The organism is Halorubrum sp. AJ67 (genome assembly GCF_000513435.1).
This window is the reverse complement of sequence record NZ_CBVY010000011.1, coordinates 14,558-26,766: the sequence shown is the minus strand read 5'-3', so window position 1 is coordinate 26,766 and position 12,209 is coordinate 14,558. Positions and strand designations below refer to the sequence as shown.

The 12,209-nt window shown below is 52.7% G+C and carries 9 protein-coding genes and 2 tRNA genes; 7 read left to right on the top strand and 4 right to left on the bottom strand.

Annotation, left to right across the window (positions count from 1 at the left end; genetic code table 11):
- Positions 1 to 192: 192 nt before the first annotated feature.
- Positions 193 to 264, top strand: a tRNA-Thr gene (locus tag BN903_RS10110).
- Between the two features lie 184 nt (positions 265 to 448).
- Entirely contained in the window at positions 449 to 1,642 is a 1,194-nt protein-coding gene (locus tag BN903_RS10105) for a site-specific integrase (protein ID WP_048077616.1), read from the top strand.
- A gap of 29 nt (positions 1,643 to 1,671) precedes the next feature.
- Here the strand turns inward: BN903_RS10105 and BN903_RS10100 are convergent, their stop codons facing one another.
- The 3 genes from BN903_RS10100 to BN903_RS10090 form a co-directional block, all read right to left on the bottom strand.
- Complete coding sequence (locus BN903_RS10100; RefSeq protein WP_048077615.1) at positions 1,672 to 1,935, bottom strand: hypothetical protein; 264 nt, start codon at positions 1,933 to 1,935, stop codon at positions 1,672 to 1,674.
- Between the two features lie 183 nt (positions 1,936 to 2,118).
- Complete coding sequence (locus tag BN903_RS10095) at positions 2,119 to 2,436, bottom strand: hypothetical protein (RefSeq protein WP_048077614.1); 318 nt, start codon at positions 2,434 to 2,436, stop codon at positions 2,119 to 2,121.
- Between the two features lie 195 nt (positions 2,437 to 2,631).
- Positions 2,632 to 3,174 (bottom strand): SWIM zinc finger family protein, encoded by a 543-nt coding sequence (locus tag BN903_RS10090; protein ID WP_048077613.1) that lies wholly within the window; start codon positions 3,172 to 3,174, stop codon positions 2,632 to 2,634.
- A 170-nt stretch (positions 3,175 to 3,344) separates the two neighbouring features.
- On the opposite strand from BN903_RS10090, the gene BN903_RS10085 reads away from it, so the two are divergent.
- From BN903_RS10085 to BN903_RS10065, 5 genes are all read left to right on the top strand, one after another.
- Positions 3,345 to 3,560, top strand: a complete 216-nt coding sequence (locus BN903_RS10085) for a helix-turn-helix domain-containing protein (RefSeq protein WP_048077612.1) — start codon at positions 3,345 to 3,347, stop codon at positions 3,558 to 3,560.
- 730 nt (positions 3,561 to 4,290) lie between these two features.
- A complete protein-coding gene (locus BN903_RS17485) occupies positions 4,291 to 4,479 on the top strand; it encodes a hypothetical protein (protein ID WP_048077611.1) in 189 nt (62 codons plus the stop codon).
- A 1,222-nt stretch (positions 4,480 to 5,701) separates the two neighbouring features.
- Entirely contained in the window at positions 5,702 to 9,331 is a 3,630-nt protein-coding gene (locus BN903_RS10075; RefSeq protein WP_048077610.1) for an Eco57I restriction-modification methylase domain-containing protein, read from the top strand.
- A gap of 281 nt (positions 9,332 to 9,612) precedes the next feature.
- A tRNA-Thr gene (locus BN903_RS10070) sits at positions 9,613 to 9,685 on the top strand.
- Between the two features lie 133 nt (positions 9,686 to 9,818).
- Positions 9,819 to 11,036 (top strand): RNA-guided endonuclease TnpB family protein, encoded by a 1,218-nt coding sequence (locus BN903_RS10065; protein WP_048077609.1) that lies wholly within the window; start codon positions 9,819 to 9,821, stop codon positions 11,034 to 11,036.
- Between the two features lie 99 nt (positions 11,037 to 11,135).
- Here the strand turns inward: BN903_RS10065 and BN903_RS10060 are convergent, their stop codons facing one another.
- A complete protein-coding gene (locus tag BN903_RS10060) occupies positions 11,136 to 11,630 on the bottom strand; it encodes a VRR-NUC domain-containing protein (RefSeq protein ID WP_048077608.1) in 495 nt (164 codons plus the stop codon).
- Between the last annotated feature and the right edge of the window lie 579 nt (positions 11,631 to 12,209).

Here is a 12,209-nt window from a genome sequence, read left to right as displayed (position 1 = left end):
CTGCGACGGCGGGTTCCCGCCCGCAGGTAGCGCGCTCCCGGACGCGACCGCCGACCGCATCGCCGACATCTCGGACCGGGCCGTCAGCGCGACGGACCGGTGAGTCGCGAGGTGACGCGCCGGAGCCGATCCCCCGACGCCGCGCCGCCGAATCGAAACCCCTAAAGTCGATTCCGCGCAACGACAAGTTGCGCCTGGGTAGCTTAGCGGTAAAGCGCGTCCTTGGTAAGGACGAGACCGGGGGTTCAAATCCCCCCTCAGGCTTAGCGGGGTTACACGGTTTCTCTCCCCATTTTACGCTGTTCTTATGAGAGAAACAAATGTACCTCAAGAACGCGCCCTATTACTACACGGGCACCCCGACGCCGTCTTGCGATTCGCATAGTTGTCAGGACACTATAATATCCGCCACCCCGTCGTACAGCGGTTTGAGTTTGGAGGACGGTCAATGAACCCGTCTGACCCACTCGACAACCTCGGCGGTGGGAACGCGATGAGCGGGGGTGTTCCTCCCGCACCCGAGGACTACGAGTTCACTTACCCACTTGTGAGCGGACGCTCCGAGGAAGACCTCGAAGGGTTCGGGATGAATATGGTAGACGATTACCGCGACTTCAAGCACGAACTCCTCTCGTGGCTCGCTCACTACGGGAAGCATCCCGAGAAGCGTGAGGGATTGGCAGATACGACGCTCGAATCTACGCACTACAAACTCGAAACTGCGTTCCGCTGGCTATGGCGGCACGAAGACCAGTACACCACGAAGTTCACGCCCGAACACGCAGACAAGTTCATTCGCGTGCTGAACCAGTCGAAAGGGATGATTGACTCGACGGTTCTCCACCACGCGAAGGACATTAAGCGGCTGTTCAAGTTCTACAACCACTCGCGGGGGAAGGACTACGAGTGGGATGTGGAGATTGAACTCTCGCAGTCAAACGGCGGGGACGAACGCGACTACCTCCGGCGTTCGGCCTTCGACCCACTCTACCAAGCCGCGCTCGAATACTCCTCGGTCAAGAGTTACCACTCAGTAACACCCGAGGAGCGCGACCGGCTCAAGATATTCGTCTCTCAGCGGCTTGGGATTCCGAAAGAGAAGGTCGGCCCTGAGGAGTTCAAAGAAGCGAACTCGTGGAAGTACCCCTCGATAATATCGACCGCATTGGATACCGGACTCCGCCCCATCGAGGTCGGGCGCGCGAAAGTGTCGTGGGTGAACTTGGAGGACGAGGAGTTGAACATCCCGAAGGACGAGTCCACGAAGAACGAAGCCATCTGGAACTGTTCACTCAAAGGACGCACGGCGAAGGCGTTGAAGCGGTGGCTCGATGAGCGCGCGTCTCTCCCTAAGTACGATGACCGCGACGAATTGTGGCTCACGCAAACAGCGACTCAGTACGGCTCGAAGTCGTGTAACGCCCTACTCCGGCGACTCATCGAAAACGGTGACGTGCCGATACCTGAACACAAGGATGTGACGTGGTACTCAATCCGGCACGGGGTAGCGACGTATTGGGCTAATCACGTCGGCCCACACCACGCCCGCGAGCAACTTCGACACTCCAGTTTGAACACCACGATGAAATACTTACACTCGGACGCGGAAACGCGTAACAGCGCGGTGGAGCAAATCTGGTAGCGACCGAATTTCCCGGCTGTCGTCTATTTTTAAACGTGTTCTTCAATCCAATCCCAATCGTTGATACTGGATGCGGCCGCTGACCCCGAGAGTCCCAAAACAAGAATCTCATCATTCGAGTCAATATACTGTTTGAGATTATCTCTAATTTCTGTATGAGACTCGTCCGTATCAAGTAGCCAAAACGAAGTTAACTCGTGCCAATGTGCTTCGTATGATTCGAGGGCGTCGATGAGTTCGGTGTACTCCTGTTCTGGTTCGTTCAGGTCGTAACTGACCGCGTATGCGTCCATAATGTAGTAGCGTGACTCTGTTGGTAAGAAGGTCAGCAAAGGGAGGTGTAAGTAGAACGGATAGGAGACGATTTTGTGACTCTGGTGAAAGTGTCATTCAGTCGGCGGTCGTAGGCCACGCCATCAAAAATCAGCCGTCTCCTCTTTATTGAGTTTGGCGCGCAAACCCCACAGATACGTGGGTTAAACAGGTGCCGCGAACCACGCATCAACAAAATTGATGAAGAAGTACAGAGCGAAACCACCGATGATGGTAGCGCGAGCATCTATTCTCTCAATTGTGATACCTCCTACTACAGCGAGAGCCATTTCAAAATAAACCGCAAATCGGGTCGTAGGAACTGCGATATGAGTAACTGCCCAAATAAAACGCGATAAATTGTTGGAGGACTGCTGTACCGAATCAAAGTCCGTTAGCGTAAACAGCGCAATAACTCCGATAAGAACCACGATTAACAACGCGGCTTCAACCAACTCCTTGAGAGACGGTTCTCCTCCCATATTCCTATCTTTGTATCGTGTTGGAAATTTTTGTCCCTCCCTTCAAATATAATTATACCAGAATTACGAGCAGGGGTTATTCTTCTTTGAGTTGTCGTTCTATCTCTTTCTCATAGATGCGGTCGGGGTCAGGCTCCTCCTCCGGCTCGTCGTCACCAATATCCCCGAGGTGCGGAGGGTCACATTGGAGCGCCATTATTGGCTCTCCGTAGAGTTGAAGCACGCAAAGCAGGGAAGTGAATCACCGTCCGGTTCACACCACTCCTCACCGTTCGGACACTCCTTGCCGCGCTCGGCTTCGATGACGCCCGCTCTCCCCTCATCGCGTCTCGCCTCGGTGATAGCCCCGCCATCGGCTCGAAGTCGCTCAGCGAGCGTCGTGGAGTCTGTTCCTTCGGTGTCGTGGGTAGGGGTCGGACACTCTACAGCCGCTTGAAGAACGACCGGCCCGGCGATTGTAGCGAGGCCGACTTTGTGTTTACAATCGTACTCATCGTTATACTTGTCAGCCGGACACTCGCACTCCGCCGGAACGAGAAGCCCGTCGCGTTCCTCCACACCAACGAGGTAGGAGTGGTCAGATTTCTCAAATCCGTAACTCGCGTTAGTCACCCGAACGAGGTAAGGTGACTCAACGGCAAACTCGAATTGTTCCCACCCCACTCGTTTCGCGGTTTTCGAGCCGAAGTTCAATCCCTCAACAACACGCTTATCAGCCGTAGTCGGTGTATCTTCCATTGGCTTTCTCTCCACAGAAGGCCAGCCGTCCGGTGTTCCAACCACCGGGCGTTTTCCGAACGACCACACCCCGAGGGACAGCTACCTTCTCGACTTTTCCTACGTGGGAAATACATATATAGTTTCCTGTGTGGGAAATTACTTTACCTCTACGGCTGTTATCAAGGAGTATGAGCGATGAGGGCGGAGATTCACGCCAGCAATATACGGATGAGGAGTTCCTACAGGCAGTTCGTGACCAGCAACCCGCGTCCACCGGCGAGGTCGCGGACGCGGTCGGTTGTACGCGCCGGAACGCAGACTATCGACTGCGTCGGCTCCGCGATGAGGGGGCAGTCGATAAAAAAATGGTAGGAAACTCTCTTGTCTGGTTTCCGATAGATTGAAAACGACTTTCTGGATGGTGTTTACCAGCAATATATCGGTATTTTTAAGTGGATACACGTTGTGTATAGAGTGAGGGCAATTCGGACGGAGTAAAGTGGTTTTGATGGGGTAGTTCAGTACTATATTACTACTTAGTGTCTTCTTTCTGAATAGTTTATTATCATCAACGACGCGATGAGGGGGTGACAGTAGACTTGAGTTCAGCGGTGTTGGAGTCCACAGTAGAAATGAATCTCAACACTCTGTCAACACCCCGCCTCATAGTAGATTAACTTGTGGGATAGTCTTCTGAACTATACCTCGAACTACCACTCTGTAGTCTCTCCTTCTTTCTCTCCAGAAGTGGCGACCTTCGAGACACAGCGCGATGAGGAGGGGTGGGGTCAGGTATCTCCCCACCTTGGTCAACGCGCGCCTCCTCGCGTCAAACTTGGGGAACGACACCTCGAACTTCCGGCTCGGCTGGAGTCACCATCACAGAGGGGCGACCGCGCGGTTGGCACACGGCGGGCAAGCGCGAGCGCGTACTAACGTAACCGCACCTTAGAAATATCTCACTCAGAGATGCGATTTGACGGTGACGTGACCGCGTCGATTAACTCTCGACGGCGTCAAGACTTCGCGTTGTGTGACTCGACAGACCCGCGATTTTTCGACACTACGGGCGGCAAGGCCCCGAGAGTATGGACGATATGTGAGTTTGTGACCACGCACATTCTTTTCCATTGAATGAAAACCCTCGCTATCCCCGACCAAAATTGGCTGAGCGAAGGTCGCCGCAGAGTGAAGGAGAGAGTTGAGGGCGGCGACGAGGAGTATCGAGAGTACCTGAAAGAGGAGTACCCCTACCTCTACTGGTCTTGGGAATGGACAGGTGACCCACCCGAGGAAGTCACGAGAGAATTGGGATTGGATTAGTATAAAATATATAGGATACTAAAGTATCTGGTAGTTCTTCGCTATAGCCGCGCTCATCGTACCCACGACCACAAGGGGAGACGCGATGAGCATCGCGGAGGTCGGGCTGATGGTTCACGGCTCTACTCAACGTGTTACAAACCAGTTCATCAATCTCTGAAGGGTTATACAGGGAACTACCAACCTGTGTAGCCACTCTCTACAGGTGGTACTCTATAGTATGGATTAGAGTTAGCATCATAGGTCTATACCGTGAGCAATTCACACTTCAGTTCAAGTGTTTCAACCCACAGCAAAGATTTGGTACAGATGGCCTCCTCATCGCGTTGAACTTTATGAACTGTAGATGAGTAGCCTCACTCAGTAGTGCCCAACAGTAGCCACACAACAGCAGCGCGCCCGCGTGGGGCGTGACGCAACACGAGCAGGGATACTGTATCACAATCGCTTCTAAGCCCTCTCAGTCGTGCCGACAACCTCTGTGGATACTCCAAGTGTTGAGAAGGGGGAAGTATCCTCTTGCGCGGATGAGAGTCTCATATGCGACGTAGTACCATTCAGATAGGTTTTCAGCGATGTGTTTGGGATGAGCAAGACGTGTCTGTTAGACCCCTATCATCCGGCTCATTTTCTCGTCAATCCTAAGCACCCTGACAATCCTGTGGGCGAGTTCTAAGGGTGTTTGAGTGGCGAGCATCACAGAAAAACAAAAATCGCTTAGGAAGCCGCACAGCGCGTTCTAACATACGCTGATTTTGACCCGCTTTCGGAGGGTATCAGAGACACCACCAATCGCCACCGACTGAGTGGGACGAGAAAACCTACCTATGGCCCCACACGAACCGTGAGGGCGTTTCTGGTAACTCCGAGAGGGAAGCATCCTATCAAAAAATAAACCACTCTACGAGTCTGCTGTGCGTTTCGGATTCTGTCTGTAGGAATCCAAGTATCAATTTGTGGATAAGAGGGGACAGAGTTTATTATATTTTTCTGGTAGATTAAATAATATATACTTTTTATTATGGTTCTTCTATCCATCTGCCCCTCATATCTCTCACTCGTCTTTTGATGAGCGAGCGTCATCGACTTGCGAAGCGAGTTCATTCTCATCGCCGAGCAGTCGAACGCATCCACACATTGGGACAAACTCCGGGCAGACGGCGGGGCAACGACCAAGAAATTCATCCTTCCCTTTTTAATAAACAAGCGCCCATACCGGAGTATGTCTGCGACTACGGGTGATTTCGTAACTGGCGTCATTGACGCCTACCGCGACTTCTATGAGGAAATTCAAGGTGGTTCACACAATGAACTTGACTTGACACCGCGCTTGGCCCGGCTTCTGTTCTGTAACGATACGCTGGGCTGGGACGAATCAGATTACGCGCAAGAAGATGACCAGAACGACGTTCGGTTGTACGACGAAGAGCGCCACCCCGTCATCATTATCGAGGCTAAACGGCGCGACCGAGATGTTGAGGAAGGCGTTGACCAAGCGTTCCGCTACGCATCTTCTTCCCCCTACGTAGAGTACCTGATAGCCACCAACTTCGATGAACTCCTACTATACCGACGTTGCGATGAATCGGAGGCGGATGAAACTCGGCACGGTGTTTCTGGTGAGTTGTTGTCCCACATTAGGTTCGAGAGCGTTATCGACGCGGGCCAGCAGGAGTCCTTGATTGGCGATGTTCCACAGGAGCAGATAGACGCAATCAGACAACTGACTCGGCTTAAGAAAGAGGACGTAATCAATTCTGACCGATACGATGACTTTGAGGTTAGTGACCGGCAAGATGTTTCTACCGACGAGGGATTCGACAATCTACTCAGTTCTCTAACTACGTCGCTGGACGAGTACTGGATGCCCTATACTGTACGGGCATTTGACGAGTACCAAGACCGCTATGAGGAATATCGTCAACAGGCGAACGATTTGGAGAGCCAAATTGAATCGCTGGAGGAACAGGGACACGAAGACGACACAGAAATCGCAGAACTCGAAGCCGAATTAGCCGACCTTCGAGACGAGTACGAACAGTACCGAGCGTTTAATTCCGACTACCGAACGTGGGTTCGGCTGAGTAACCGACAGGAGAACGGCGAGGATGAAAATAAGCGAGTATTCTGTCGTGAGTCCATCTATGTCCAAATAAACAAGGTTCTGCTAATCCGCATTGCGGAGGATAAAGGTCTGACCGAACAGATGGTGAGCGACGGCGGGGTAACGGATTACTTTGAGTTTTGGGACGACTTCGCACGGTATGTCAACCGGAACTATGTTGATTTGTTTGACGTAGCCTCCGAGGAACTTTCAGAAATATACGACCGGCTCTACTCTCGACAAATCTTCGATTGGGAAATCTCGTCTGACGACGAGGACTTAGACGACGTTCTGAAAAAGACGTTTTGGCACCTGAATCACTATAATTTCCAAGACGTTGACCGCGACGTTCTCGGCCATCTGTACGAGCGACACCTACCACCAGAAGAGCGCAAAGAGTTGGGTGAGTTCTACACTCCAACAGCGGTAGTTGACTTCATACTCGACCGCGTCGGGTACACCACCGACAACCCCATTGAACAACCAGAAGCAGACCTACTCGACCCTGCGTGTGGGAGCGGAACCTTCCTCGTCCGTGCGGCAGGAAGACTTCTTGAACGGCTGAATCAGCGCAACGTGCCACCAAGAGAGGCTATTGATATATTACAGGACAGGCTGTGGGGATTCGACCTCAACCCGTTTGCTTGCCACATTACTGAAATGAACCTGTTGTTTCAGGTTATCGACCTCTACAAAGACGTGAAAGACGGCGACCCAGAATACACTCTTAAGCGTTTCAATATTTATCAAACAGACAGCCTCCGCCGCCAAACCCAAACCAACGTCACTACGACTTATAGCGATGCTCTCGTTCGGCAATACGAGCGGGAGCGGCGTCAGGCAGACCGGGCGAAGACTCGGGGCGATTACGGATATGTGGTGATGAATCCGCCGTATGTACGAATCCAGAATATCCCGGACGGCCCGGCAAAGGAGGACTATGACGACTACTACTCAGCATACCACAACTATGACCTTTATCTTCTTTTCATCGAAGCCGCCAGCGAGTGGCTTTCCGAGGGGGGACAACTCGGTATAATCACCTCTAATCAGTTCATCGAGTCGAGGTATGGTGAGAAGGCGCGGGAGATGATTCCCCAGCGATACCGTGTTGGAGAGATGGTTAATATCGGGGATGTTGACGTATTCGCTCACGCAACTACCTATCCGATAATTATGGTTCTGGAGCGGAGCAATGTTGATAGAGCAGACCGCTCGGCTGATGACTACGTCGTTGATGACTACCGATTCTCCTACATCAGCGTGAACAGTTCGATGGAAGATTGGATAGAGAGCGACGCAATTACAGGGTGGGGTTCAGCGAACGGAAACTCGCGGGGTGAAGAGCGAAACTACCGAATCGTGGACTTGATTGAGATGGCATTACCGGATGATTGGGGTAACGAACCACCCAATTTCCAAGGAGTCATCTCGGCGCAGAGCGTTCCTGTTCCTGAGGGAATTGACTTCGATGAGCAACCTTCTCTCAACTCCTATCCCGTCCAATCTGAGGCAATCTCTGACTCGGAGTGGCAGTTCGCCCCAGCCGACGAACAGGAAGTCCTCAAGGCGATGGAGGAGACTGGAAAAAACCTACGAACATACTGTCACAACTCGAAAGTTGAGCGAGGCCTCCGAACTGGGAAAAATCCCGTCTTCATCGTAGACAGCGACACGATTGAGAAATACGATATTGAGCGAGAACTCATCCATCCTCTCGTTGGTGGACGAGATGTTAAGCGGTGGGAGCATTTGTGGGAAGACCAGTATATCATCTATACACCTCCGGGGATAGATATTGATGAATACCCCAACACGGTCGAATACTACAACGCAGGAGACAACCGAGAGGAACTGGAAGACCGCTACTGTGTTCGTGAACAAGACGAGGACTACTGGGCGCTTGACAAACCGAAAGACCCTGACCTCTTCGAGCAGACCAAAATTGTCACCCCAGATATCTCTTATTACAACAACTACTGGGTAGACGAGGGTGGAGAGTTCTATTGTCTGGACACTACGTACTATGTTTCTCCATCAGAAGAAGACAAGGCGTGGTATCTTGCTGGCTTGTTAAATAGCAATATCGCGCAGTTCTATATTCGCAGAAACGCGGCTAAGTACCGTGGGAACTATCTTCGATACAAGTCGGATTACGTCGAGAAAATTCCAATCCCAGACCCCGAAGAAGCCGATTCGGAATTAGTCACACAAATCGAGGAAACTGCGAAAGAGATACAGTCGCTTCTTAAGGAATATCGGGATGCTGAGCAAAAAGTTGAATCTCCGGCCACATTGCTCTCTCAAGACGATATTGATACTGTTGGCCTATCGAGAACAGCATATGTGAGTCGGATTCCCGAAACCACCGAAGACGACAGCGATGCTGATGTGAGTGTCCGCGTGGATAGAAATACGATTCATCTGAATGTCCAACACTCCGTCGAACTAAGTGGTGAAAAAGAGGCAGAGGCCTTCGCAAAGTATGTGAAAATTTTTGAGTTCGACTCGGTTTTGGAGTTGGTTAACGGCGAGTATCCACGCACCACCGATGGGTTACTGTCCGTCCACAATAGGTACGAAATGGCGTCGGACACCATTGAAACCGCACGAGATGTCCTGAATGAAGAAGAAGCCAAACTCCACGATGCGGCGTATGAATTGTTTGGAATTGGCGGAGACAAGCGTGACCTTGTTGAAGACCGTGTGGAGACACCGGAAAGCCCCTTAGACAGTAAAGTTCGGTAATAATTGAGGTTCAGAACGTAGTTGGAACAGAGTCTGTCGAGGTTAAGGTCGGCGTTCAAGCCGGGCATTTGACTTCGAGTTCCCGAGGTTCGATACGACCCAAAACAAGACACTCTCCCCTCATCGCGTGGAGCCTTCGTTTCGCCACGCTAATTAGCGAAACCGATTGTTCTTGGTTCGGCATACGTGGGTCTACCCCTGTGTTCTTTATACGTGGCGTTAGTATGACCTCGTAAGAGCAGTTGACTTGGGGAGAAAACCGGCGAAATCCCCCGCTAAATGCCTGATTTGGGGTAGCGGCCCTGCGCGTCCTTGGTAAGGACGAGACCGGGGGTTCAAATCCCCCCTCAGGCTTTCGTTATCGTCCACGCCTTCGTGTCCTTGAGAACACGCTTCGCGAAGATTTTTGATTAGCGAAATCGGTGACGCAGTTGCGTTTTCGTGACACGTGATAATCACTAAGTAGCATACTACGATACTGAGACACGTGGCGGACGACTACCTGAGACGTACCGCAATTACCCGCCTAGTGCTCACCGACGAGCAGAGAAAACTGCTCGATACCACTATCTTCGATTGGAAACGCGCCTGTAACATCAGCAGTCGTATCGGATGGAGAGCAGATGAAGCACGGAAGACACGTCTTCAAAAGCTTGCCTACGACGAGGTGCGAGAAGAGACACGTCTCGGGAGCCAACACACGATCCTCGCCACTCACCAAGCCGCAGCGGCACTCGACGGCATCGACGATATCGAATCTCTCAAAGAGAATCATACTACTTCTTGTCCGGAGTTCACGGCAGATACGGTGAAGTACGACACGCGCACGATGACGTTGTTCGATGACGGGACCGTCTCTCTTTCTACAGTCGAAGATCGGGTTCGATGCGAACTCGCGTTGCCCGATGACGAGGACGGATACCAATATCAGTACCTCGACAGCGAGACGTGGGAGGTCACCGAATCCACGCTCTCACGGCGCGATGGAGCCTACTACATTCACCTGGGATTTCGGAAGCCGAAGCCCAAGAAACGGGCAGAGATACGGGATGACACCGAGGACAGGACAGTTCTCGGCGTCGATCTCGGTATCGCCAACATCGCTACCACCTCGACGGCGTACTTCGCATCCGGTGACGAACTCCGGCATCGACACCGGGAGTTCGAGCGGATCCGCGGTAGACTCCAACGGACGGGTACACAGTCCGCACACCGAACGATTCAGCAGATGAGTGGGCGGGAATCACGACACGTCCGGGATACCCTCCATAACGTCGCCAATGACATCGTCGACGAGGCTCTCGAACACGATTGCGAATACGTCGCCTTCGAGAACCTTCGGCACATCCGAGATCGTGCGCCTCGGGTGAAAGAGTTTCACCAGTGGGCACATCGACAGCTCGTGGACATGGTCGAATCAAAAGCGGACGCAGAGGGGCTCTGTGTCGTGTACGTATCACCCGAGAACACGAGTCGACGGTGTCCGGAATGCGGTCACACGAGCAAAGGAAACCGAATCACGCGGTCGGAATTCAAGTGTAAATCGTGTGATGAGACGGGGAACGCAGACTACGTCGGCGCGAAGAACGTCGGATTGAGGTACGTCCGTCGGGGCCTACAGTCGTCTCGACGGACGGGCGACAGTCAACTCGCCCTGAAATCAGGAACCGTGACGCCGAATCGGGGATTCGTCCCGAGCGACTGACCGTCGATGGAGGCAGAGTTCACTGACAAGTCTCGCATCACCACGCGCGGGATGGTTGACATCTCGGCCTAGGCTCATCCTGTTGCACGTCTCTCCGAACTAATATAACGCAATCTTGTTTCTCTCCAATATGTCTTCGTCTGACATGCGCTCGGAGGCTGGAGCTAACTGAGCGATAGCAAAGTTCCAGTCGTAGTTGTCCGCCCACTCTTTCTGATTACTATTCAGCGAATCTTCACTCGCTTTGACTTCCACAAATTTGTGTTCTCCTTCTGGGGTCCATAAAAAGAAGTCAGGTACTCCAGAGCCATAGAGCGCTTCTCTCACTCCAGTTGCCCGTTCAATTGCTACGGAAATGTACTGTTGAACAGGGGTGTCACGGTTCATCGGTGTTCGAATGACATTCCATTCTTCATGCGAGAAAATACAAGAAAATGTGAGTTCGATGGGGTTCAGATCAACACTTCCGAGTTCGACGAGAGCGATTTCTAGCACCTGTTTAAATGAAAGTTCCATCACCGGTTCTGGGATTTCGTGGAATTCAATCTCCTGTGTCTGCCAATCTTGTATCGTATATCTAGTTGTGATTTTCATGTGACAGGAGTGTCGCGTCTATAAATAAATGAGCTTCCCACAATACCGCTCTGTGACACGATCAGAAGGATGCGATCATGTTATCGCATATGAATTTTCTCGGAGAGGAAACGGTAGAGACAGTCATAGCCGGCTTCGCGCCACCGATGTACGATTACACGGAATCAATCCGGTCAACTGCGAAAGCCCACACGGCTCTCCCCCGACGCCGGATATACCCCGCCGAGTCGCCAACTCCGAGCCGAGATGAGTTCCGAGATGGACGCGTACGTGATAGACGAGTTCGGCGGCCCGGACGCCTTCGAGCGACGGACCGTCGCGGTTCCCGACCCCGACCCGGGCGAGATCCGCGTCGAGGTCGCCGCCTCCAGCGTCAACCCGGTCGACTACAAGATCCGCGGGGGTCACATCCCCGACTTCGCGCCGGCGTTCCCGGCGACGCTCGGCTGCGACGTGGCCGGCGTCGTCGACGCCGTCGGCGAGGACGTCGACGCCTTCGAACCGGGCGACGAGGTGTACGGGATGCCCGGCGGCGCGGGGCGACAGGAGTCGTGGGAGGCAAGGCACACAGGGGATAGG

Coding starts and splice junctions, on each gene's coding strand:
- BN903_RS10105 (WP_048077616.1), top strand. CDS start 449: ATGAACCCGTCTGACCCACTCGACAACCTCGGCGGTGGGAACGCGATG.
- BN903_RS10100 (WP_048077615.1), bottom strand. CDS start 1,935: ATGGACGCATACGCGGTCAGTTACGACCTGAACGAACCAGAACAGGAG.
- BN903_RS10095 (WP_048077614.1), bottom strand. CDS start 2,436: ATGGGAGGAGAACCGTCTCTCAAGGAGTTGGTTGAAGCCGCGTTGTTA.
- BN903_RS10090 (WP_048077613.1), bottom strand. CDS start 3,174: ATGGAAGATACACCGACTACGGCTGATAAGCGTGTTGTTGAGGGATTG.
- BN903_RS10085 (WP_048077612.1), top strand. CDS start 3,345: ATGAGCGATGAGGGCGGAGATTCACGCCAGCAATATACGGATGAGGAG.
- BN903_RS17485 (WP_048077611.1), top strand. CDS start 4,291: ATGAAAACCCTCGCTATCCCCGACCAAAATTGGCTGAGCGAAGGTCGC.
- BN903_RS10075 (WP_048077610.1), top strand. CDS start 5,702: ATGTCTGCGACTACGGGTGATTTCGTAACTGGCGTCATTGACGCCTAC.
- BN903_RS10060 (WP_048077608.1), bottom strand. CDS start 11,630: ATGAAAATCACAACTAGATATACGATACAAGATTGGCAGACACAGGAG.